The 21,712-nt window shown below is 77.1% G+C and carries 19 protein-coding genes; 11 read left to right on the forward strand and 8 right to left on the reverse strand.

What is annotated here, in order from left to right; all coding sequences use genetic code 11:
- Positions 1-110 precede the first annotated feature (110 nt).
- Together AB0469_RS08440 and AB0469_RS08445 are read left to right on the forward strand one after the other, a co-directional pair.
- Positions 111-2,843, forward strand: coding sequence for a DNRLRE domain-containing protein (locus AB0469_RS08440; protein ID WP_366450555.1), 2,733 nt, complete (start codon positions 111-113; stop codon positions 2,841-2,843).
- Positions 2,844-3,085: 242 nt separating this feature from the next.
- Entirely contained in the window at positions 3,086-3,292 is a 207-nt protein-coding gene (locus AB0469_RS08445; RefSeq protein WP_366450556.1) for a hypothetical protein, read from the forward strand.
- A gap of 6 nt (positions 3,293-3,298) precedes the next feature.
- Here the strand turns inward: AB0469_RS08445 and AB0469_RS08450 are convergent, their stop codons facing one another.
- Positions 3,299-3,754, reverse strand: coding sequence for a hypothetical protein (locus AB0469_RS08450; RefSeq protein WP_366450750.1), 456 nt, complete (start codon positions 3,752-3,754; stop codon positions 3,299-3,301).
- A 93-nt stretch (positions 3,755-3,847) separates the two neighbouring features.
- Here AB0469_RS08450 and AB0469_RS08455 point away from each other — a divergent pair, with 93 nt between their 5' ends.
- Complete coding sequence (locus AB0469_RS08455) at positions 3,848-4,141, forward strand: hypothetical protein (RefSeq protein ID WP_366450557.1); 294 nt, start codon at positions 3,848-3,850, stop codon at positions 4,139-4,141.
- A gap of 54 nt (positions 4,142-4,195) precedes the next feature.
- On the opposite strand, the gene AB0469_RS08460 is transcribed toward AB0469_RS08455, so the two are convergent.
- Positions 4,196-4,624, reverse strand: coding sequence for a hypothetical protein (locus tag AB0469_RS08460; protein ID WP_366450558.1), 429 nt, complete (start codon positions 4,622-4,624; stop codon positions 4,196-4,198).
- Positions 4,625-4,894: 270 nt separating this feature from the next.
- On the opposite strand from AB0469_RS08460, the gene AB0469_RS08465 reads away from it, so the two are divergent.
- On the forward strand, positions 4,895-6,274 hold the full coding sequence (locus tag AB0469_RS08465; RefSeq protein ID WP_366450559.1) for an MFS transporter: 1,380 nt from the start codon (positions 4,895-4,897) through the stop codon (positions 6,272-6,274).
- Between the two features lie 61 nt (positions 6,275-6,335).
- The gene (locus AB0469_RS08470; protein WP_366450560.1) at positions 6,336-7,064 is read left to right on the forward strand and encodes a peptidoglycan-binding protein; all 729 of its coding nucleotides are present in this window, start codon (positions 6,336-6,338) and stop codon (positions 7,062-7,064) included.
- A gap of 18 nt (positions 7,065-7,082) precedes the next feature.
- Here the strand turns inward: AB0469_RS08470 and AB0469_RS08475 are convergent, their stop codons facing one another.
- Positions 7,083-7,826: a glucose 1-dehydrogenase gene (locus tag AB0469_RS08475; RefSeq protein WP_366450561.1), complete on the reverse strand. Its 744-nt coding sequence runs from the start codon at positions 7,824-7,826 to the stop codon at positions 7,083-7,085.
- A gap of 138 nt (positions 7,827-7,964) precedes the next feature.
- Here AB0469_RS08475 and AB0469_RS08480 point away from each other — a divergent pair, with 138 nt between their 5' ends.
- Positions 7,965-9,041: an RNA ligase (ATP) gene (locus AB0469_RS08480; RefSeq protein WP_366450562.1), complete on the forward strand. Its 1,077-nt coding sequence runs from the start codon at positions 7,965-7,967 to the stop codon at positions 9,039-9,041.
- 128 nt (positions 9,042-9,169) lie between these two features.
- Positions 9,170-10,087: an NADP-dependent oxidoreductase gene (locus AB0469_RS08485; RefSeq protein ID WP_366450751.1), complete on the forward strand. Its 918-nt coding sequence runs from the start codon at positions 9,170-9,172 to the stop codon at positions 10,085-10,087.
- A gap of 424 nt (positions 10,088-10,511) precedes the next feature.
- Here the strand turns inward: AB0469_RS08485 and AB0469_RS08490 are convergent, their stop codons facing one another.
- The 4 genes from AB0469_RS08490 to AB0469_RS08505 all read right to left on the reverse strand — a co-directional run bounded on the left by AB0469_RS08490 (position 10,512) and on the right by AB0469_RS08505 (position 16,571).
- Positions 10,512-13,574 carry a poly(A) polymerase gene (locus AB0469_RS08490; RefSeq protein WP_366450563.1) on the reverse strand — a complete coding sequence of 1,021 codons (3,063 nt, stop codon included), beginning with the start codon at positions 13,572-13,574 and terminating at the stop codon, positions 10,512-10,514.
- The gene (locus tag AB0469_RS08495) at positions 13,574-15,319 is read right to left on the reverse strand and encodes an RNA ligase family protein (protein ID WP_366450564.1); all 1,746 of its coding nucleotides are present in this window, start codon (positions 15,317-15,319) and stop codon (positions 13,574-13,576) included. The genes AB0469_RS08490 and AB0469_RS08495 overlap by 1 nt, the downstream gene beginning before the upstream one ends.
- Positions 15,320-15,414: 95 nt before the next feature.
- Complete coding sequence (locus tag AB0469_RS08500; protein ID WP_366450565.1) at positions 15,415-16,059, reverse strand: hypothetical protein; 645 nt, start codon at positions 16,057-16,059, stop codon at positions 15,415-15,417.
- A 41-nt stretch (positions 16,060-16,100) separates the two neighbouring features.
- Positions 16,101-16,571 carry a hypothetical protein gene (locus AB0469_RS08505; protein WP_366450566.1) on the reverse strand — a complete coding sequence of 157 codons (471 nt, stop codon included), beginning with the start codon at positions 16,569-16,571 and terminating at the stop codon, positions 16,101-16,103.
- Between the two features lie 275 nt (positions 16,572-16,846).
- Between AB0469_RS08505 and AB0469_RS08510 the strand changes: the two genes are divergently transcribed.
- The 3 genes from AB0469_RS08510 (at position 16,847) to AB0469_RS08520 (ending at position 19,586) form a co-directional block, all read left to right on the forward strand.
- On the forward strand, positions 16,847-17,854 hold the full coding sequence (locus AB0469_RS08510; protein ID WP_366450567.1) for an NUDIX domain-containing protein: 1,008 nt from the start codon (positions 16,847-16,849) through the stop codon (positions 17,852-17,854).
- Between the two features lie 97 nt (positions 17,855-17,951).
- Complete coding sequence (locus tag AB0469_RS08515) at positions 17,952-18,545, forward strand: hypothetical protein (protein ID WP_366450568.1); 594 nt, start codon at positions 17,952-17,954, stop codon at positions 18,543-18,545.
- 108 nt (positions 18,546-18,653) lie between these two features.
- Complete coding sequence (locus AB0469_RS08520; protein ID WP_366450569.1) at positions 18,654-19,586, forward strand: class I SAM-dependent methyltransferase; 933 nt, start codon at positions 18,654-18,656, stop codon at positions 19,584-19,586.
- 45 nt (positions 19,587-19,631) lie between these two features.
- On the opposite strand, the gene AB0469_RS08525 is transcribed toward AB0469_RS08520, so the two are convergent.
- Positions 19,632-21,134: a DEAD/DEAH box helicase gene (locus tag AB0469_RS08525; RefSeq protein ID WP_366450570.1), complete on the reverse strand. Its 1,503-nt coding sequence runs from the start codon at positions 21,132-21,134 to the stop codon at positions 19,632-19,634.
- Between the two features lie 341 nt (positions 21,135-21,475).
- On the opposite strand from AB0469_RS08525, the gene AB0469_RS08530 reads away from it, so the two are divergent.
- Positions 21,476-21,679 (forward strand): cold-shock protein, encoded by a 204-nt coding sequence (locus AB0469_RS08530; protein WP_042813842.1) that lies wholly within the window; start codon positions 21,476-21,478, stop codon positions 21,677-21,679.
- Positions 21,680-21,712: the final 33 nt, after the last annotated feature.

Here is a 21,712-nt window from a genome sequence, read left to right on the forward strand (position 1 = left end):
CCCCCGGGCCGGAGGCCGTCCGGCATTCGTCCGGTCGACCCTGGTGACCGCGGGGGCGATCCGACCTAGGGTGCGCCCTTACGGACAACGGACACCGAACTGGGGGGTTCATGCGTAGATCCAGAGGGCCGGCAGCCGCTCTCGCCCTGTGCCTGGCCGGCACCGGAGCGTTCCTGGGGCTCGGGCCCGTCCCACAGGCCGCCGCCATCACCCCGCCCGTGGCCTTCACCGCCGACGCGCTGCCCACCTGGCAGCCCAACGGCATCGTCTGGGCCCTCGCCGAGGCCGGGGGCACCGTCTTCGTCGGCGGGACCTTCTCCGCCGTGCGCCCGCCCGCGGGCGGGGCGGGCGGCGAGCGGCCGGCCGTGAACTTCGCCGCCCTCGACGCGGCGACCGGCGCCCCGACCTCCTGCACCCTGTCCTTCACCATCGGCAGCGGCACCGCGACCGTCCGCGCCCTCACCCTGTCGCCCGACAAGAAGACGCTCTACGCGGGCGGCTACTTCGGCGCGGTCAACGGCACCCCGGTCTCCAGCATGGCCGCCATCGACGTGGCCACCTGCACCGTCAAGCCCTCTTTCCGCCCCGCCTTCGCGGCCACCGTGCGGGCCATCGCCGTCACCGGCGACACGGTCTACGCGGGCGGTGACTTCCTCACCGTGAGCGGCCAGCCCCGGCAGCGCTTCGCCGCCGTCGGCGCCGGGGACGGGGCGCTGCGCCCCTTCCGGGCCGACGCCGACGAGCCAGGCCGGGCGGTGGAGGTCACCCCGGACGGCGGGAACGTCCTGCTCGGCGGCGACTTCTTCACCGTGAACGGGACGAACACGCACGCGCTGGCCGTCGTCGACGCCGCCAGCGGCGCCCTCACGAAGGGCTACCCCGGGTTCATCGAGACCAACTCCGTGGTCAAGGACATCGCGACCGACGCCACGGGCTTTTACACCGCCAACGAGGGCACCGGCGGCGGTGTCTTCGACGGACGCATCGCCCTGAACCTCTCCGACTTCGGCCAGCGCTGGCGCGACACCTGCCTGGGCGCCACCCAGGCCGTGCTGCCGTACCGCGGGGTGCTCTACAGCGCCTCGCACGCGCACGACTGCTCCAGCGTCGGCGAGTACCCCGACGGCCAGCGCCACCACCTGCTGGCCCAGCCCACCACCGGCGTGGGCAAGTTGGGCTGGGCGCCCGACACCAACGACGGCGTCGGCGAGGGCATCGGCCCGCGCGTGATGACCGTCGGCTCCGGGGACGGCACGCCGTACCTGTGGGTCGGCGGTGAGTTCACCACCGTCAACGGGTCGGCGCAGCAGAGCCTGACGCGCTTCTCCTCCACGGGCGACACGGGCGCGCCGACGGTCCCCGTCGCCAGCGCGGCGAGCTTCAGGCCGGGCGAGGTCCAGGTGCGCTGGCGCACCAGCCTCGACCTGGACGACAGCGCGCTCACCTACCGGATCTACCGCAACGGCGCGGCCTCCCCGATCGGGACGGTCACCGCGGACTCGCTGTTCTTCAAGCGCCCGCAGGCCTCCTGGACCGACACCACGGCCCAGCCGGGACAGTCGTACACCTACCGGGTGACGGCCTCCGACGCCGCGGGCAACACCAGCGCCCTCTCCGCTCCGGCGGGCGTGACCGTCCCCACCTCCGCGGAGGCGTACGCGAACCAGGTCCGCGCGGACGGCGCCCAGCTCTACTGGCGCTACGACGACACGGTGCTGCCGTACGTCGCGGACTCCTCGGACGGCGGCAACCAGGCGGGCGTGCACCACTACGCCCCGGCCCTGCGCCAGGGCCCGGGGGCGGTGGCCGGCCCGAGCACGGCGATCGGCTTCAACGGCACCGACGCACACGTCTACGCGGACCGCCGCCAGACGGTGGGCGCCGGCTACAGCATCGAGACCTGGTTCAAGACCGGCACCACCCGGGGCGGCAAGCTCGTCGGCTTCGGCAACCAGCAGACCAACGGCAGCAGCCAGTACGACAAGCACGTCTACATGACCGATGACGGCCGGCTGGTCTACGGCGTCTACACGGGTGCCACGCGCACCATCACCACGACCGCCGCGTACAACGACGACAAGTGGCACCACGTCGTCGCCACCCAGGGGCCCGGCGGGATGGCGCTGTACGTGGACGGCGTCCAGCGGGGCACCCTGGGCGTCACCACCCACGAGAACTTCGCGGGCTACTGGCGCGCGGGCTTCGACGGGCTCGGCGGCTGGCCGGACCGGCCGACGAGCGAGCACTGGGCGGGCCTGCTGGACGAGACCGCGATCTACCCGGCCGTCCTCAGCGCGGCCCAGGTGCAGAACCACTTCGCCCTGGCCTCCGCCCCGGCCGACCCGGTCGTCCAGGTGACCGCGGCGGAGGACACGTACGCCAACGCGGGCGCTCCGGGCACCAACTACGGCACCTCCGGCTCCCTGGCGGTCCGCGGGACCTCCCTGTACACGAGCTACCTGCGCTTCGACCTGCCGGCCGCGCCGGCGGGCAAGGTCCTGAAGTCGGCCACGCTCAGCGTGAAGACGAGCACCATGGCCGGCGCCGGCACCACGGACACCGTCTCGGTCGTCCCGGTCACCGGCGCCTGGACGGAGGCCGGGACCACGTACGACAACCGCCCGGGCACGGGCGCTCCGGCGCTCGGCGCCTTCCCCGGGGTCCCGGACGGCTCGGCGGTCCACACCGCCGGGCTGAACACGGCGGCCCTCGCGGGCGCCCTGGGCGGCCCGTACAGCCTGGCGCTGACCAGCGCGGGGACCGACGCCCTGTGGCTGTGGTCCTCGGAGGCGGCGGCCGGAGAGGCGACGCCGCGGCTGACGCTCACCTTCGGGGCGCCCTGACCGCGGCCCCGGCGCGTGCTGCGCCCGGCGGCCGTGGTGCATGTGTTCCGGCACGTGCCGCAGCAGGGCGGTGACGTGCTCGCCGTGCAGCTCGTAGACCACGCCGCGCCCGTCGCGCCGCCCGGCCACGAGGTCGAGGCGGCGTAGCGGGCGCAGGTGGTCGGAGACGGTGGGCCGGCCGAGGCCGAGTGCCCCGGCCGGCTCCCCGACCGGGCCGGGCGCCTCCAGCCGGGCGGGCCGGGATGCGGATCCGGGCGGGCCGGGCGAGCCCCCGCACCGTCCGCCCCACCGGACCGACCCTCCAGCCGACCGGCAACGGCGGCGCCGCCCGGGCCCTCTTCGCGGCCGCCTCCGCGCTCGGCGGGCTCTCCGCCCTCCTCGTGGCCGCCAAAGCCCCGCGCCTGCTGCGCCACCGCGGCGCGGCCCGAGCCGGGGCCGCCCCCGGCTGACGTACCTCACCCCCCGGGGTGGGGCGCGCGCACCTCCAGGAACCGGCGCCCGCGCGGGCCCCGGTAGAGCAGGCAGTCCCAGCCGTGGCGCTCCAGCTCCGCCGCGCAGGCCGTCAGACGCTCCTGCTCCTCCCCGGCCGCCCCGCTCCCGGGCGGGCCGACCCAGCCGACCTCCACCGGCCCGTCCGTCCCGGCCGCCACCCGGTAGCCGGTGCGGCTGCGCCGGCCGTCGGCGTCCATCGCCGACGGCGGGAATCCGGCCGCCTCTAGTACGAGGGCCACCGCGCGCGGCGCCCTGCGCAGCTCCCACGGGGCGGGCGCGCGGGTGCCGCCGGTCAGCAGGCGGCGGATCTGCACCAGCCCCTCGTACGCCGTGCGCAGCTCGGCGGCCCGTCCGGCCCCCGACGGCTGCGGGCCGTCGCCCGTCGCGGGCTCGAAGCCCCGCCCCTGCGGATCCGCCACCACGTCCGCCCTCCGCGATCTGAGTACCCCGGGTCCAACGGCCTGAGTACCCGCGCCGATTCCCCGGCGCGGCGCCGCTGCTGGAATGACGGCATGACCTCGACGAACCCCCGCCCGCACCTGCGCCGGGTGACCTGCGCCGGCTCCGCCCTCGCCGTGGCCCTCGTACCGCTCGTGGTCGGGGTCCTGGCGGCCAAGGGCCTGGGCGCCGACCCGCACGCCCCGGTCAACGCCCTGATCACCGGAGGCGGCCAGCGCGCCGGGCTGCCGCGCGCCGAGTGGAGCCGGCGGGGCCACGGTGCCGTGCGCCGGCTGCGGACGGCCCGCCGGTCGGTCCGCAGCCGGTGCGGGGCCCTCGGGAGGCCGCCGGTCCGGGTGCCCCGCTGACCTTCCGCGCGGGTTCCGGTCCGCCGGCGGCCCGGCGCCGGCCTTCCGCGCGGGTCACCGGCCGTACTGGCGGACGCACAGGTCGACGACGGCCGGCGGGACCGTCCCCTCCGCCGCCTCGCACAGCTCCTCCCCGCGCGGGAGCGGCCGTACCGCGCGGTACGGGGGAGCGGGCTTCGGGGGCCGGGCACGGCGGGGCGGGGCGGGCTTCGCCGGGCGCTCGGCGGGCGGCCGCACCGTGCGCTCGGGCGCCGCGGGGGCCGGGTCCGGATCGGGTGCCGGGCTCGGTTCCGGGACCTCTCCCAGGGGGAGCGGCAGGTCCGGCGGTGCCGCGGAGGGGCGAGCCGGGTCCGGGGCGCCGGCGGGCGGTGCGGAACCCCGGGCGGGGCCCGGGGCGCCGGGCTCCGGGCCGACGGAGACGCAGCCGGCGCTCGCCAGGAGGGCCAGGAGGGAGAGGGGCAGGGCGGCGCGGCGTAACAGCACCCGACCACCATGCCGCAGTCCGGGGCCGCCCGGCCGCGAAGCTCACGCTTCCGGGTGATGGAGGAGGCGGAGGGGAACGGCCCGCCCACCCCGGTGAACCGATTCTCCACAGGGCCGGCCGGAAAGGGCCCCGACGGCCGCAGAATGGGCACGAACGCGATCGGCACGGCACGGCAGTGCGGGCGACGGGGGAGGCGCGACCCCCGGTGCCTGGTGCCGCCGTGCCCCGTTCACCGTCCGCCCGCCAACACCCCGTACGGAGTGCCGAGCATGACCGAACCAGCCGCGTCCAGCGTTCCCCGACCCGATGACCGCCCCTGGAAGGGATGGGCGGCCGTCGCCGCCGTCTCCCTCGGGATCTTCTGCCTGATCACCTCCGAGCTCCTGCCCGTCGGACTGCTCACCCCCGTCGGCGCCGACCTCCGCGTCTCCGACGGCACCGCCGGCCTGATGGTGACCGTCCCCGGGCTCGTCGCCGGCCTCTGCGCGCCGCTCGTCACCGTCGGCGCCGCCCGTCTCGACCGGCGGCACGTGCTGTGCACGCTGATCGGCCTCACGGCCGCCGCCAACCTCGCCGCCGCGCTCGCCCAGGACTTCGCCGTCGTCCTGGCCGCCCGGCTCCTCGTCGGCGTCGGCGTCGGCGGGTTCTGGGCCATCGCGGGCGGCCTCGCCGTCCGCCTGGTCCCCGCGCACCGCGCCGGCCGGGCCACCGCCCTGATATTCGGCGGCGTCCCGACCGCCTCGGTGCTCGGCGTACCCGCCGGCACCCTCCTCGGCGAACTCGGCGGCTGGCGGGCCGCGTTCGCCGCCGTCGGAGCACTCGGCGCGCTCACCTCGGCGGCCCTGCTCCTGCTGCTGCCCGCCCTGCCCCCGACCGCGCGGGTCGGCTTCGCCGAACTGCCCGCCCTGCTGCGGCACGACGCGGGTGTGCGCACCGGAGTGGTCGTGACCTTCCTCGTGGTCGCCGGCCAGTTCGCCGCCTACACCTTCGTCCGGCCGATCCTGCGGGACGTCTCCGGCGTCGACGCCGGCCTCGTCAGCACGCTGCTGCTGGGCTACGGCCTGGCCGGAGTCGCCGGCAACTTCCTGGCGGGGCCGCGCAATCCCCGCCGCACCCTGCTCACCGTCAGCGCGGCCCTCACCGCGGTGCTCGCCCTGATCGCCGTCCTGCCGGGTGCCGCCGCCGGGACCGCACTGCTGGTGGTCTGGGGCCTGGTCTACGGCGGGGTCTCCGTCAGCCTCCAGGGCTGGATGCTCAAAGCCGCCCCCGGGGCTGCCGAGGCCGCGTCCTCGCTGATGGTGGCCATGTTCAACCTCGCCATCGCGGCGGGCGCGCTCGCCGGCGGGCTCGCGGTGGACCGGGTCTCGGTGCCCGCCGCCCCGCTGACCGGAGCCGCCCTGATGCTGGCGGCCGCACTCACGGTGGCGGTCCACCTCCGCCGCGGCCGGAAAGACGGAGAACGGATGGATGGGGCGGATCGGACACCCGGCTTGACCGGAGTGGTCCCGGACGGAAAGAGTCCGCTCCATAACGACCGCATGAGCCGCACTTCGGAGTTGCCCCAGATGTCGATATCCGCCCGCTCCCCGCTCACCGTGCCGGCCATCGGAGCGGGCCGGATTCCGGCCGTCCGGCGGCGCAGGGCCTGACCGGCGGGCCGGGGTCCGGTGCCGTACCGGCACCGGACCCCGGCCGAGCCGGGAGACAACCGTGTCCCCACACTCCGACGAGAGCGGGCCCGAGCCCGACGACCGCCTGTTCGTACGCCCCTACATCGCCGTCCCCGAGGACCCGTCCGGCTCCGCGTACCCCGCCTGGCCGACGCTCCCGGAACCGGTGGAGGAGCCGACCGAACCCCTGCCGCGCGTACCGTCCCCGCCCCCGGCCCGCCCGGCGGCGACGGCGTCCCGCCGCCACGCGCCCGAGCGGCGGCGCAGCCGCCTGCCCCTGGCCGCCCTCGCCCTGGTGGCGCTGGCCGGAGCCGGCACGCTGCTGCTCCTGCCGGACGGGTCCGGACCGGACTCCGCCCCGGCCCCGGCCCGCCCGGACCTGGCCCTTCCGGCGCTGCCCGCCCGCAGCCCGGGCGCCGGGGAACCCGAGGTGCGCAACCAGGCCGCCACCGCGAAGCCCTCCGCGGTCACGCGCACCCCCTCGGCGTCCGCGACCTCCGCGAAGCCCGCGACGAGTCCCACGACCGGACCGGACAAGTCCGCGACGCAGCCTCCCACGGGCTCCGGGACCCTGCGCCCGGGCGACAAGGGGCCCGAGGTCAGGGCCCTCCAGGAGCGGCTCTACGGGCAGGGCTTCACGTACGTCCGCCCGACCGGGGTCTACGACGGCCAGACCAAACGCGGCGTCTCCCAGCTCCAGCGGGACCGCGACATCAAGGGCGACCCCAACGGCGTCTACGGCCCGGCCACCCGGGCGGCCTTCGGCTGACCCGCGGCCCGGGCCGGCTCACCGGCCGCCGGAGACCCGCAGGACCGCCCCGGTCGTGTACGAGGCGTCCTGCGAGAGCAGCCACGCGATGGCCCCGGCGACCTCCTCCGGCTGCCCGGGCCGTCCCAGCGGGATGGTGGCGGCCGCCCGGGCGGGACGGTCCGGGTCGCCCATGGCGGCGTGCATGTCGGTCTCGATGACGCCCGGCGCCACGCAGTTGACCCGGATGCGGTCCGGCCCCAGCTCCTTCGACAGGCCCGTGGTGAGGGCGTCGACGGCCGCCTTCGCCGCCGCGTAGTGCACGTACTCGCCCGGGCTGCCCAGGGTGGCGGCCGCGGAGGAGACGTTCACGATGGCCCCGCCGCCCGTCCGCGCCATGTCCCGGGCGGCCCGGCGGCAGCAGAGCAGGTAGCCGAGCAGGTTCACCTCCACCACCCGCCGCAGGTCCTCGGTCCGGGCCTCGGCGAGCCGGCCCAGCGGCCCGGTCACCCCGGCGTTGTTCACCAACCCGGTGACCGGGCCCAGTTCGGCTCCGGCGACGTCGAAGAGCCGCTCCACGTCCTGCTCCCGCGAGGTGTCGCCGCGCACCGCCACGCACCGCGCGCCCGCCGCCCGTACGCGCTCCGCCACGGCCTCGGCGGCCTCCTCGTCGCGCGCGTAGCCCAGCACCAGGTCGTGGCCCTCGGCGGCGAGCCGGACACAGGCCGCGGCGCCGATGCCCCGGCTGCCTCCGGTGACGACGGTGACGGGGCGATGTTCCACGGGTTCCTCCACCTCGTACGGCCGTGCGGCCGGTTGCCGGGCCCGGCGCAGGCTAACACCCCGATATCCGGTGGACCAGCGGAAATGGCGGCCCCGACAGTGATCCGGTCACCACCCGGCCGATCCGAGGAGCCGCCCGTGTCCACCCTGCGCGTCACCGCCGAGGAACTCACCGTCCACGCCCACCCGAACGCCGACGCCCTGGAGCTGGCCCAGGTGGGCCTCTACCGCGCCGTCGTCGCCAAGGGCGCCTACCGGACCGGGGACTTCGCCCTCTACATACCCGAGCAGGCCGTCCTGCCCGCCGCCCTCGTCGAGGAGCTCGGCCTCACCGGCCGGCTGGCCGGCAGCTCCCACGACCGGGTCAGGGCCGTGCGGCTGCGCGGGGAGCTCTCGCAGGGGCTGGTGTGCAGGCCCCGCGCACTCGACGGGGTCGACCTGGCGCTGGCCGCCGAGGAGGGCACCGACTTCGCGGAGGCCCTCGGCATCGTCAAGTGGTCGCCACCCGTCCCGGCCACCATGAACGGCGAAGTGGAGGCCGCCCCGCGGCTGCTGCCCTGGGTGGACATCGAGAACCTCCAGCGCTACCCGCAGATCTTCGAGCCGGGGGAGCCCGTCGTCCTCACGGAGAAGCTGCACGGCACGGCCTGCCTGGTCACCTACCTGGCCGACGAGGGCCGGGTGCTCGTCTCCTCCAAGGGCTTCGGCGCGCGCGGCCTGGCGCTCAAGGAGGAGGAGCGCAACCTCTACTGGCGGGCCGTCCGCGGCCACGGCGTGGAGCGGGCCGCCGCCCGGCTGGCCGAGCGGCTCGGCGCGAGCCGCGTCGGCGTCTTCGGCGAGGTGTACGGGTCCGGGGTGCAGGACCTGCCGTACGGCGCCCGCGCCCGGGCCGCCGACGCCCCGCCCGGCTTCGCCGTCTTCGACGTCTCCGCCGAGATCGGCGGACAGGTGCGCTGGCTGGACCCGGCGCGGGTGCTGGAGGAGGGCGACCTCCCGCTGGTGCCCCGGCTCTACGAGGGCCCGTACGCCCTGGAGACCGTGCTGGAGCTGGCCGGCGGCCGGGAGACCGTCTCCGGGCGGGACCTGCACCTGCGCGAGGGCGTCGTCGTCCGGCCCGCCACCGAGCGCCACAGCCCGGTCGTCGGCGGCCGCGCCATCGCGAAGGCCGTCAGCCCCGCCTACCTGACGCGCAAGGGCGGCACCGAGTACGAGTGAGGCGCGGGTTCGGCCGCCGCCCGCGTTGCGCCGGGGCGCGCCGCGCGGTTCGTGGTGGGATGGGGGACGGGGTGGTCGCACCGGTTCACCGAGAGGGCACACCCATGCCGCAGGACCCCCGGCCCACCATGAGGGCGATGGCCTACGAGACGTACGGCGGACCGGAGGTCCTGGCCGAGACCCGGCTCCCGGTTCCCAAGGTCGCCCCCGGCGAGGTCCTCGTGCGCGTGCGGTACGCGGCGGTCAACCCGGTCGACTGGAAGATCATGGCGGGCGGGCTCGACGGCCTGATGGACGTCGTGTACCCGGTGGTGCCGGGCTGGGACGTGGCCGGCACCGTCGAGCGGGTCGGCATCGACGTCCCCGAGTTCGCGGAGGGCGACGAGGTCATCGCGTACGCCCGCAAGGACTACGTGCACGGCGGCACCTTCGCCGAGTTCGTCTCCGTCCCCGTACGGGCCCTCGCGCGCAAGCCCGTCTCGCTCGACTGGCGCGAGGCGGCCGGCCTGCCGCTGGCCGGCCTCACCGCCTACCAGCTGCTGACCCGGCTCGGCACCGGCGCGGACGACACCGTCCTCGTCCACGGCGCCGCGGGCGGGGTCGGCTCCCTCGGCGTGCAGATCGCCCGCTCCCTCGGCGCCCGCGTCATCGGCACCGCCTCGCCCCGCAACCACGACCGGCTGCGCGGCCTGGGCTGCGAACCCGTCGCCTACGGGGAGGGGCTCACCGAGCGGGTGCGCGCCCTCGCCCCCGACGGCGTGAGCGTCGTCGCGGACTTCGTCGGCGGGGTCCTGGACGTCACCACCGCGGTGCTCGCCGACGGCGGCCGGCACGCCTCCATCGCCGACCACACGGTCCTCGGGGCCGGCGGCCAGTGGATGTGGGTCCGCCCGCTCGGCGAGGACCTCACGACCCTGGCCCGCCTCGCCGACGAGGGCCGCCTGACGGTGACGGTCGCCGAGACCTTCCCGCTCTCCGGCCTCGCCGACGCCTTCGCCCTCAGCCAGGCCGGCCACACCGCCGGAAAGATCGTGATCGAACTCTGAACCCGGCGGGCGGTGCCGCCCCCGGGTCCGGCCGTGTGCACAGGGCCCGCCCGGCCGGCCCCCGCCGTCCGGTGCCGCCCCCGGGTCCGGCCGTGTGCACAGGGCCCGCCCGGCCGGCCCCCGCCGTCCGGTGCCGTGCACCGCAGGACCGCGTCCGCGAGAAGGGTGCACCTCCGCCCGCCGGCCGCCACGGCGGCACCGGCCCGGCCGGAGCACCGGGCCGTGCCTTCCGCATCGTGGCGGGGCCGCGGCGGGTCGACCCGGCCCGATCCGGGACGGACGGCCTGGGTCGCCTCCTTCGGATCCCGCCGGTTGGAGACCGTCTCGCCCGGTGCCGCGCATCGGCACGCCGGCGGAGCGCCGCCGTACCGGACGTACGCGGTGCCCCGCCAAGGCGGCGAGGTGCGGTACCGGGCGACACGGGTCAGGCCCGATCCGGGAGGGAGGCCTGGACGAGGTCCGGGACCTCGCCGCCGTCCGCCCGGGCCGTGTCCACCCCCGGCAGGCCCGCCGCCCAGGGGCCCGTCACGGCGGCCAGGGCGGCGGCGTCCGGCGGGGCGGAACCCAGCCCGACCGCGTAGCGGGCCAGGGCCGCCGAGCGCTCGAAGGCGTGGGGCCAGGCGTGGGCCTCCGCGAGCCCGGCCTCCTCCAGGGCGGCGAGCAGGGCGCGCATCCGGCCCCGCGCCCGGCCCAGGTTCTCCTCGAACTCCGGAGCGGAGTCCCCCCGTACGGTCACCACCGCCCAGGCCGCGTGCCGGCGGTGCGGCGGGGGAGCGGCCAGGATCCCGTCGAGCCCCTCGGGCTCCGCCTCCAGCCGCTCCCACGTCTCGTACAGCTCCCGCACCAGCAGGTCCCGCAGGCCCGCCCCGACCTGGGCCGTGCAGCTGCGGACCGGCGCCGAGGGGGTCAGGACGGTGACCGGGCCCGTCCCCGCACCGGTGTCGGCCGCCGGGTCCAGGGACACCGGCCGACTCCAGTCCCAGGCGGCCCAGGTACCGAAGAAATCCCGCCGCAGCGCCGCGGGCGAACGGTCCCCGGCCTCCCGCACCGTCCGGGCCGCCAGCACGGACCAGGCCAGGCCCGGCAGGCCCCCGAAGGGTGCCGAGTCCAGGCCCCGGGCCCGCGCCCAGGCCTTGACCTCGCGGGCGAGCCGGGCGAAGGCCGAATGCTCCGCCCCCACCGCCTCCCGGACGGCCTCCGCGTCGGAGAGCGCGCTCAGCGCCACCGCCCGGGCCCCGCCGAGCTCCGACCGCCGCTCCACGGCCCGCGCCGGGTCCTGCCCGCCGGCCCCGACCACCACCAGGTCCACGTCCAGGCCGGACGCGCGCAGCCGCAGCCCCGGCACCCGCGCCCCCGTCACCTCCCGCAGCCGCTCCGCCTCCGGCAGGGCGGCCGCCACCCGCGCCCGCAGCGCCGCGGGGTCGGCCGCCCCCGGCAGCACCGCCACCAGGTCCAGGTCGGCCTCCGGCAGGGCGCAGCCCATCGCACGGGATCCGGCCGGACGCACCACCGCCCCGGGCAGCGCCGCCGCGATCCGCGCCATGAGCCTCCCGGCAGCCCCCGGCACCTCGGTCGCCGCACCCGGCGTCGGCGGCCCGCTGCGCCCTCCCGGCCCGCCGGGCCCCGGCCTCTCCCGGGGCGTCCCGGTCTCCCGCCGCTCCGCCAGCGCCGACGGCGTCCGCTCCGGCCCGCCGGGCCGCGCGGTCCCCGCGGGCATCCCGTGGTGCGCCACCACCGCCGGCGCGGCCTCCGGGCCTGCGGGGCCCGCCGGCTCCCGGTCCGGCGACGTACCGGAATCGGTCCACCGCCAGGCACCGGTGCCCAGTTCCACCACCGCCCGCACCCGCATCGGGCCGTCCCCGCGCCGCGACAGCACCGCCAGCTCCCCGACGCACGCCGTACGCGCGTCCGCCCCGAGCCGCCGCGCGCACTCCCGCTCCGCCCGCTGCGGATCCCCGCTCCGGCCCAGCGTCAGGTGCGGGGTCCAGCCCCCGGAGCGCCCCCGGCAGCCCGGGAACCGGTCGGTGAGCGCCCGCCGCAGCTCCTGCCAGGGCGCGTCCCCGCCCTGGCCCGCCGCCGGGTCCAGCCACAGCGTCGCGTCCTCGCGCCAGCCGAAGGAGTGCACCCCGTCCAGCCGGGCGGTGAACGGCCGCACCGCCGCCGCGGCCCCGGCCAGCAGCGGCAGCGCCCGGGCGAAGGAGGACTCCGGTACGAAGCCGAACAACAGGTTGACGTGCGCCGGCCAGCGCTCCACCCCGGGGTCGTGCGCCCGGCGCAGCTCCGCGACCGCCGGATCGTACGGCGGCAGCCAGGCCACCGCCGTGCGCGCGGTCGCCGGTACGCCGAGCAGCACCTCGGCCGCGTCCCGCGCCCCGTACTCCACCGTGGCCTCCACCCCGAAGTGGTCGGAGGGGAAGAGCCCGTCCGGCGCGGGGGAGTCGCCCCGCAGCGCCGCGCCCAGGACGCGTGCCCCGCCGGCGCAGGACAGCAGGATCCGGTCCAGCCGGCCCGCCCGGCCCGTCAGCGAGCCGACCGCGGCCAGCGGGTTGGCCCCGGGGTCGAAGGTGGGCGTGTCGTCGGCGGGGCCGTGCACGTCGTTCCAGGCGTCCCGCAGCCCCAGCGCCGCGGCGGGCCCCTCGGCCCCGGACCGGCCGTCGTTGAAGTCGCCCAGCAGCGCGAGCCCGGCGTCGATCCGGCACAGCCCCTCCGCCAGCCGCGCCAGTTCGACGGTCCGCCGCCCGGCGCCGCCCTCGGTGTGGTCGCTGGTGAGGTGCGTCGCGGCGACGACCAGGGGGCCGCCGGCGGTGTCCACGGTGACGGCGGCGACCGCCTTGTGCGGGCCGAGCGCGTGCAGCCCCGCCTCCCGCACGGGCAGCCGGCTCAGCACCAGCAGCCCGCTGTCCGCCACGTCCGCGCCGTGCGGATCGGTGCCCAGCGCGTACCCGGCCCGCACCCAGGGCTCCGCCATCAGCAGGGCCAGCAGGGCCGGTTCGACCTCCTGGAGGGCGATCACGTCGGCGTCGGCCACCGCCAGGTCCGCCAGGAGCAGCGGCCTGCGCCGGGCGGTGGCGATGCGCGGGGCGTCGTACCGGTCCCACAGGGTGTTCCAGGTCAGCAGCCGCACCCGCGCCGGCGGGTGCGCGGCGGGACCTGCCCGGACGGGCCGCCAGGCGCCGCCGTCCGCAGGGTCCCAGGCGTGCGGGGTCCGCGCCGTGAAGAACGGCCCGTCCAGCAGCCGCCGGCCGCGCACCCGTCCGGCCTGCGTCGTGTCGATCCGGTCCAGCCCGGTCGCCCGGTCCCACACCGGTTCGCCGTCGGCCTCGACGAACAGCACCCGGTGCCACGGGACGTCCCCGCCGGGCACGAACGAGGGAAGCGGCACCCGCTTGGGGGCGGCCCCGCGCTGGAGCAGGCCGAGCGTGAACCGCGCCGGATCGAACCGGGGGTCCCAGCGGACCTGGTGGTAGAGCTGCTCACTGGTGCGCATCAGAGGTCCTCCCCCTCGTCGGCCGCCCCCAGGGAGCCGGCCCTGTCCCCGACGGTTCCGTCCGCCCCGACGTACCAGGTCCGGTGCGCCTGCCCGGGGTGGGGCGGGCTGAACCGGCGCAGCTGCGCGGCCAGTACGGGTTCCGGCACCGGGTGCGGGCGGACCGCGTTGCGCCGCAGCAGCTCGGCCTCCCCGACCAGCACCGCGACCCGGGTCACCAGCGCGTCCCGGCGCCGTGCGACGGCTGCGGCCAGGCCGCGCTGCCGCTCCGTCAGGGAGGTGGCGTCCCACACGACGGTGCCGCCGGCGGCCAGGGCGCGGTCGAGCCGGTCCAGGCCCTCGCGCAGCACCTCCGGGTTGGCCCGCTGGTCGGCCCGCGCGCCCCGGGCCTCGCGCAGGTCGTCCAGGGCGATGTACGCGTCCACCCCGGGCAGGCCGCGCGCGAAGGTGCTCTTCCCGCTGCCCGAGGGCCCGCAGAGCTGGACCAGCCGCGGGTACGCCGCCGGGTCGCGCCACCGCCAGGTCGCGGCCACGGCCTCCTGCGGGGTGGAGAGCGCACCCCGGCCGAAGGCCTCGCGGGCCTCGGCCCAGCAGCGGTCGGCGGCGTCGGCGTCCAGCCCGCCGAGGGCCCCGCGCAGCCCGTCCCGCAGGGGGCCCAGCGGGTCGGGGCCGAGCAGCCCGGCCTCCTCGGCGCACAGCGCGGACCACTCCGCGCAGTCGGCCTCCTCGGCCGTCGCGTCCGGAAGGGCCGACGCCAGCGCGTGCAGCACCCCCAGGTCGGCGGCGGCCGCCAGCCGGACCAGCCCGGCCCGCCGCTCCTCGTCCGGGTAGGGCCTGCGCAGCGCCGGGTGGAGCCCCACCAGGTCCGCCACCCGCCGCGCCGTCCGCATCCCGAGCGGCCCCGCGGCGAGCCGCGCCGCGAGGGCGGCCCGCGGCTCGCGGTGCAGCGCGGCGGCCAGCACTCCGGCCAGCCGGGCCTCCCCGGTGCGGCCGGCGCCGTCGAGCCGTGAGGTGACGGCGGCGACGGCCCGTTCGTCCTCCGGGCGGGCCGGAACCCCGGTGCCGAGGGCGGACAGCAGCCCGCCGAGGTCGGGTTCGGCTCCGGAGCGGACGGCCCACAGGGGGGCGGCGGGGCCGAGCCCGTTCACCACCACGGGCGCGTACATCCAGTGCGTGTCGGTCCGCACGTGCCCGCCGCGCACCCACTTGGCGACGTAGCGGCCGAAGTCGGCGCGGTCGAAGCCGGCCGTCGTGCGGACGACGTACCCCTCCTGCCGGGCGGTGTCGACGCGCAGCCTGCGCAGCGCGCGCTCGTCGTAGACCCCGCGCCAGAGCACCCGGGGCACCGGGACGCCGAGGCCGCTCAGGAACCGCACGGTGCGGTCCCAGTCCAGGCAGTGGTCGCCGTCCCACACCGAGAACCCGTAGAACCAGCTGTCGAGTTCCTCGTAGCCGAGGGAGTGGCGGGCGTACAGGTTCTCCCCGCAGATCCGCCGGCCGGCCGGGATCCGCGCACCGATCCGGCCCTGGAGGCCCTTGACCCAGGTGCGGGAGGGGTGGTGGCCGGAGTCGAGGGAGCGGGCGTGCAGCCCGTCCGGGTACAGGGTGGTGTTCTCCCCGTCGAGCTTCTCGGTGACCACCACCTCCCGCCCGGCCAGCGCCGCCGTGCCCCCGGAGCGCACGTCGTCCGCCGTGGCGCCCGGGGACCACGGCAGGTGCGCGGTACGGGGGTAGTGCGTGCGCATGGTCGGCTCCTGCTCAGGGGGACGGGGTGTCCGGTCACTGTAGGTAGCCGGGGCCGGAGCATCCACCCAATTCCCGCCTGCGCGGTCGGGGTCGTCTAGTCCAGCCGGTCCAGCTCGTGGAACTCCAGGCCGTCCGGGCCGAGTTCGGTGTTCTCCGCGTGCTCGGCCATCCGCGCGGCGTACTCGGGATGTGCGGCGAGCGAGGTGTAGTCGTCGAAGTCCAGGTCGAGGACCTCGGCGAGGTCCGCGAGGTACACGTCGAGGCCGGGGTACATCACGGCCACGTACGGCAGGTCGTCGAGGTCCGTCACCAGCACCGGGTACTCGCCCGTGGAGTCCGGCGAGCCCAGGTAGAGCAGGCGGCGCGAGTCGCAGCCGCCGACGAGCGGCAGGCACACGGCGGGCAGGAGCTCCTCGAAGTCGGCGAACATGCCGGCCATGCCGTCGCCGGTGCCGTACATCCACTCCGCCGTGGCCCCCAGCCCCCGGTCGCCGAACACGGGCGCGGCCGGGTCCTCGTACCAGCCGACGCCGGCGAGCCAGGAGCCGTCGAAGGCCAGCCAGCGGCGCAGGCTGGGAGGCAGCGGCCTGCCGCCGGGCAGCCGCAGCCGGTCGAGCACCTCCGGCGCGACCGGCACCGGCTCGTCGAGGTCCGGGGCCTCGCAGGTGGGCCAGCCCCGCTCGCGGACCCGTTCGATCACCCGGTCGATCAGTGCGGCGCCGTGCATGTGCTCGTCCATGCGGTGCACTGTGCCACGCGCCACCGACAGCGCCCGCCCCGCTACCGGCACAGGGCCGCGATCGCGGGGTCCACCCGCCCCTTGGCCGCCTCGCACAGCGCGGACATGTCGTACGAACGCCGGGGCGCGGGCCGGGGCGCGGGGCGAGCGGGCTGCCGTGCGCGCGGCTTCGCGGCGGGGGCGCGGTGGGTCGGCCGGGCGGGGGAGGCGCGGCGCGGGGGACGGTCGTCGGAGCGGTGCGGCGCGGCGGGAGCGGGCCGCTGCGGAGCGGCTTCCGGCTCCGGGGCCCGTACGGGGGCCGCCTCCTCGGCGGGCGGCGGCGCGTCCTGCGGCTCCGGGACGGGCCCCAGCGGCAGCCCCTCCGCCGCGGGCGGCCGGGGCGTCCATGCGGTCCGGACCGCGGCGGGCTCCTGCCGGGGAGCCCCGGCCGGCGCCTGCGGCCGTACGGTGACGCACCCGGCGGCCAGCAGGAGGACGGGGACCCAGAGCGGGAGGCGCAGGCGCGACGGCATCCGCCCACCCTGCCGTACCGGGGCACCGCCCGGCGCCCCCGCTCACACGGACGGGTGAGTGCGGGGTCGCATACGTGGTCGGACCAGCGACTTTCACACCGCCAGCCCGCATCACGGACCGTATCAAGATCGACATAATCGGGCAATAAGGAGGGCCCGTGAGGTATGCGGCCGGCGAAGCCGCGGGCCCCCGACCACCCGCCGCCCGCCGTAACCCGGCGGTCGCGCCCGCTGTTGCACAGGCGGCGGACCCACCCACGGTGAACGGAGTGCCCATGCCCCAGCTGACCGACGACCCCGGACGGAAGGGCACCTGGATGACCCCGGCGGAGTACGGGGCCTCGCGCGCCGCCCTCTGGACCGGAGCGGTCGTCCTCGTCACCGACACCGACGGGCGGGTCCTCGTGCAGAGCGTCGACTACCGCCCCGACCGGCTGCTGCCCGGCGGCGCGGTGGACGCCGGGGAGGCGCCCGCGGCGGCGGCCGCCCGCGAGGTGCGCGAGGAGCTCGGGGTCGACGGCCACTACCCGCGCGGCCTCGCCGTGGACTGGATCCCCGCCGACACCCCGGGGATCCCGCCCGAGATGCGCTTCCCCGGCGAGATCCTGCACGTGTACGACGGCGGCACCTGGACCCCCGACCGGATCGCTTCCATCCGCCTGCCCGCCCAGGAGATCACCGGCATCGACTTCGCCGAGCCCGCCGACCTGCCCGCCCTGATGGAGCCGGGCGACGCCCGCCGCGCCCTCGCCGCCCTCCGGGCCCGGATCGGCGGCTCCGGGCCCGCCCTGCTGGAGGACGGCCGCCCCACCACCCCCACCGCCCTCGACCGGCTGGGGGTCCTGCGCACCCGCCGCGTCCCTCAGCACGGCACCTGGCACCCCGGCCCCGTCCCCGCGCACCTGCCCGTCCGCGGACACTGCGGCTGGCTCTTCGCCCCCGACGGGCGGGTGCTGCTGCTCGTCGCCCGCGCCACCGGCGGTGCGCACCTCCCCGCCCCCGGGGCGGAGCCCGCCGTGGGGGCCCTGCCGCTCGGCTACCGGTACGCAGACCGGGCCGCGCTGGCCCGTACGGCGGCCCGCCTCACGGGGCTCGCCGCGGCCGGGGACCCGGCGTACGCCCGGCTGCTGGCCACCCCGGAACAGGTGCGGGAGCTCAGCGACTGGGGCTCCGCGGGCCGGCAGGAGCTGGCGGCCGTGCACGCGGCCCGCACCCAGCTCGGCCTCCCGGTCCCGCCCCGCACCCCGCCCACCGAGCTCCCGGAGCAGGGCCTGCGCTGGTGAGGGGCCCGCCCGCCCCGCCCCGGCCGGAGCCGCGGCCTCCGGGCCCGACACCGCCCCCGGCCCCCGGACGGGCCGGGCGGTCGTGTGGAATGGGGGTATGGGGACCAGCGAGATACAGACGAGCGGGACGCCGGGGGGCACCCGGGAGACTCCGGCCGCGCCGCCGGCGCCGGGGGAGGGCCGGGAGCCCGCCGGGCGGCAGGAGACCGCACCACCGGCGCTGCACGCCGGGCCCGACCGCTGGCGCTACGCCCGCCACCTCGACCTCCTCGCCGCCGCGGGGGCGGCCGGCGGAGCGGACGAGGCCGGCGCGGTGGCCGCCGTCCTGCGCGACCCCGACCCGGTCATGGCGCAGAGCGCCGTCGTCACCCACATCGACCGCCGGGCCGTGCGGCTGCTGCCCGGCGCCGGATTCCGCGACTGGGCCCGCACGCTGGGCTCCGTCCTCGAGGGGCACCCGTTCCCGGCCCGCCGGCTGCGCGAGTGGACGCTGCTCAAGGCGATGGCGAGCGGCGGGAGTTGGTCCGCGGCCGAGCTCGCCGCCGCCTCGGACTGGTGTCAGCTCACCGCCGTGCGGTCGCCCGCCTCCGACGAGGCGCTGGCCCTGCTGGCCGCCTCCGCCCGGACCCGCCGCGTACGCAACGCCGCCGCCCGGCGGCTGCGGCGGCGCGCGGCCCCCCGATCGGAATGATCAATCCCACGGAGTGCTCGCCATACGGCTGTTCGGGGGTTTAAGGTCGGCGTACCCGGCCGGGTATCAGCGTTGAACCGATGCCATTCCGCTGGAGGATGACTCTCCGTGTCGCACGTTTCACAGGCTCCCGTCACCACCCCCGACACCGAGCCCGCACCGCCCGCACCCCGCTCGTTCAGTGAGGTGAAGGGCTGGTTCTCGGCGTACGACCAGGTGCTCTTCGACTGGTTCCTGGCCCGCCAGAACGACAGCGCCGACGCGAAGGGCGACCTCCTCGAACTGGGCGCCTTCATGGGCAAGAGCGCGATCTTCGCCGCCCGCTACCTGCGGGAGGGCGAGGAGTTCACCGTCGTCGACCTCTTCGACTCGCCCGCGCCCGACGACAGCAACCTCGAAGAGGTGCGGGACTCCTACCCCACCCTGACCCGGCGCGGCTTCGAGGCCAACTACCTGGCGTTCCACGAGGAGTTGCCGACCGTCATCCAGGCGCCGACCTCCGTCGTGGCCGACCGGGTGCGCCCGGGCAGCTGCCGCTTCGTCCACATCGACGCCTCGCACCTGCACGAGCACGTCGTCATGGACATCGCCTCCTCGAAGACCGTCGCCGCCCCCGGGGCCGTCGTGGTCTTCGACGACTACCGCTCCGCCCACTGCCCCGGCGTCGCGGCCGCGGTCTGGGAGGCGGTGGCCGTCGGCGGGCTGAAGGTGATCGCCGTGTCCGCCGCGAAGCTCTACGCCACCTGGGACGACCCCGAGCCGCACCAGGCGGCCCTGCTCGCCTGGCTGGACGGCCGCACCGACCTGTGGCACGGCGTGGACACCGTCTGCGGACGGCCGCTCGTGCGCATCGGCGACCACGGCGTGGCCGCCCCGCCCGCCCCGCAGCCGCTGCGCGCCACGCCCGAGCCGGTGACGCCGCCGCCCGCCCCGAAGCCCGCGCCCCGGCCGGGGGCCGGCTGGCGCAGGCTGGCCAAGGACCTGCTCCCGCCGGTGGTCACCCGCGCGATCGTCACCGCCCGGCGGCGCCGCCGGGCCTGATTCCGGGGGGGTGTCCGGCAGGTCGGGGCCGGACACCCCGGGCCGTCACAGCCCCTTGCGGACCCGGGCCGCGCGGCGGGCCTCGGCGGCCTGGCGCGCCTCGATCGTCTTGCGGGACTCCTTGCCCCGCCCGGCCCGGCCCGGGCGCGTGCCGAGGCCGCGGAAGCCCAGCTCCGTACCGCTCGGCCGGCCCTTGGCGTCCGTCGGCAGGGCCCCGGACAGCGGAACCCCGGAGGGCCTGCGCGCGCCGGTGATCCGGCTCAGCGCCGCCTCGCCCGAGCGCACCTGGGTGATGGTGGGCCGGATCTTCGCGTCGGCCATCAGCCGGACCATGTCGCGCCGCTGGTTGGGCGTGACCAGGGTGACGACCTTGCCGGACTCGCCCGCACGGGCGGTGCGCCCGCCGCGGTGCAGGTAGTCCTTGCTGTCGGCCGGCGGGTCCACGTTGACGACGAGGTCGAGGTCGTCGATGTGGATGCCGCGCGCGGCGACGTTGGTCGCGACCAGGACCGTGAGCAGGCCGTCCTTGAACTGCCCGAGGGTCTTCGTGCGCTGCGGCTGGGACTTCCCGCTGTGCAGGCCCTCCGCCCGCACACCCATGGCCCGCAGGTGCTTCACGAACTGGTCGACGCCGTGCTTGGTGTCCAGGAACATGATCACCCGGCCCTCGCGGGCGGCGATCTCCGTCGCGGCCGAGACCTTGTCCGCCGCGTGGATGTGCAGCACGTGGTGGTCCATCGTGCCCACCGAGGCCGACTGCGGGTCCACGGAGTGCGAGACCGGGTCCTTCAGGTAGCGGCGCACGAGCTGGTCGACGTTGCGGTCCAGGGTGGCCGAGAACAGCATCCGCTGCCCGTCGTGGTGCACCTGGTCCAGGAGTTCGGTGACCTGCGGCATGAACCCCATGTCGCACATCTGGTCGGCCTCGTCCAGCACCGTGATCCGCACCCGCTCCAGGTGCACGTCACGCCGCTTGACCAGGTCGCTGAGCCGGCCCGGCGTGGCCACCACGACCTCGGCGCCGGTGCGCAGCGCCCCCGACTGGCGGCCGATCGACAGCCCGCCGACGACGGTGGCCATGCGCAGCCGCAGGGCCTGCGCGTACGGGGTCAGCGCCTCGGTCACCTGCTGCGCGAGCTCGCGCGTGGGTACGAGGACCAGCGCGAGCGGCCGCTTCGGCTCCGCCTGCCGGCCCGCGGTGCGGGCCAGCAGGGCCAGGCCGAAGGCGAGGGTCTTGCCGGAGCCGGTACGGCCCCGGCCGAGGATGTCGCGGCCGGCGAGGGAGTTCGGCAGGGTGGCCGCCTGGATCGGGAACGGCTCCCGCACCTGCTGGGCGGCCAGGGTCTCCACCAGCTCGGCGGGCAGTGCGAGTTCGTCGAACGAGGCCACCGGGGGCAGGGCCGGCGTGGCCGTCCGGGGCAGGGTGAACTCGCCCTGCGGGCCCAGGGTCCGCGGGGCCTTGCCGGCGCCGCCCCCGCCCTTGGAGCGGGAGCCTGCCGACGCCGCGGCCTTGATGCCGAAACGCCCGTGAGCTGACGGGTTCTTCATGCAGAACCTTCCGTGAGGAGAACCGAGCGGGGTGGGGAACGGGGTCCTGAACGGCGACGAGCCGGGGTCCGTACCCCTCGGTACGGTCCCCGGCTCGTCGTACGCGTCCGCACCGGGCGAAAGCGCCCCGCGCCTGAAGTCTTGCGCCCATTTTACCAGCGGGCCGCCGTGGGGCGGGGGCGCGGGCGCCCACCCGGCGGGACCGGGTGCTCGGCCGGGTCGGGCAGATGTTCGAAGCGCCCGGTTGGCGGTGCTCCGAGTGTGGCGCGCGGGACGGGTGGGCAGTATCGAGACGGCCGCGCAGGCGGCCCGAGCGGAACGTCGAGTGAGGATCAGTACCGATGGCAACTGGCACCGTGAAGTGGTTCAACGCGGAAAAGGGGTTCGGGTTCATCCAGCAGGACAACGGCGGCCCCGACGTGTTCGTGCACTTCTCCGCCATTCAGGCGCAGGGCTACAAGTCCCTCGACGAGAACGCCCTGGTCGAGTACGAGGTGACCCAGGGGACCAAGGGTCCCCAGGCGGAGATGGTGCGGCCCATCTGACCGCCCTCCGCGCACCCCGTGCGTGACGGCGGC

Origin of the sequence: Streptomyces sp. NPDC093801, assembly GCF_040701585.1 — a bacterium.
Classification (GTDB): domain Bacteria; phylum Actinomycetota; class Actinomycetes; order Streptomycetales; family Streptomycetaceae; genus Streptomyces.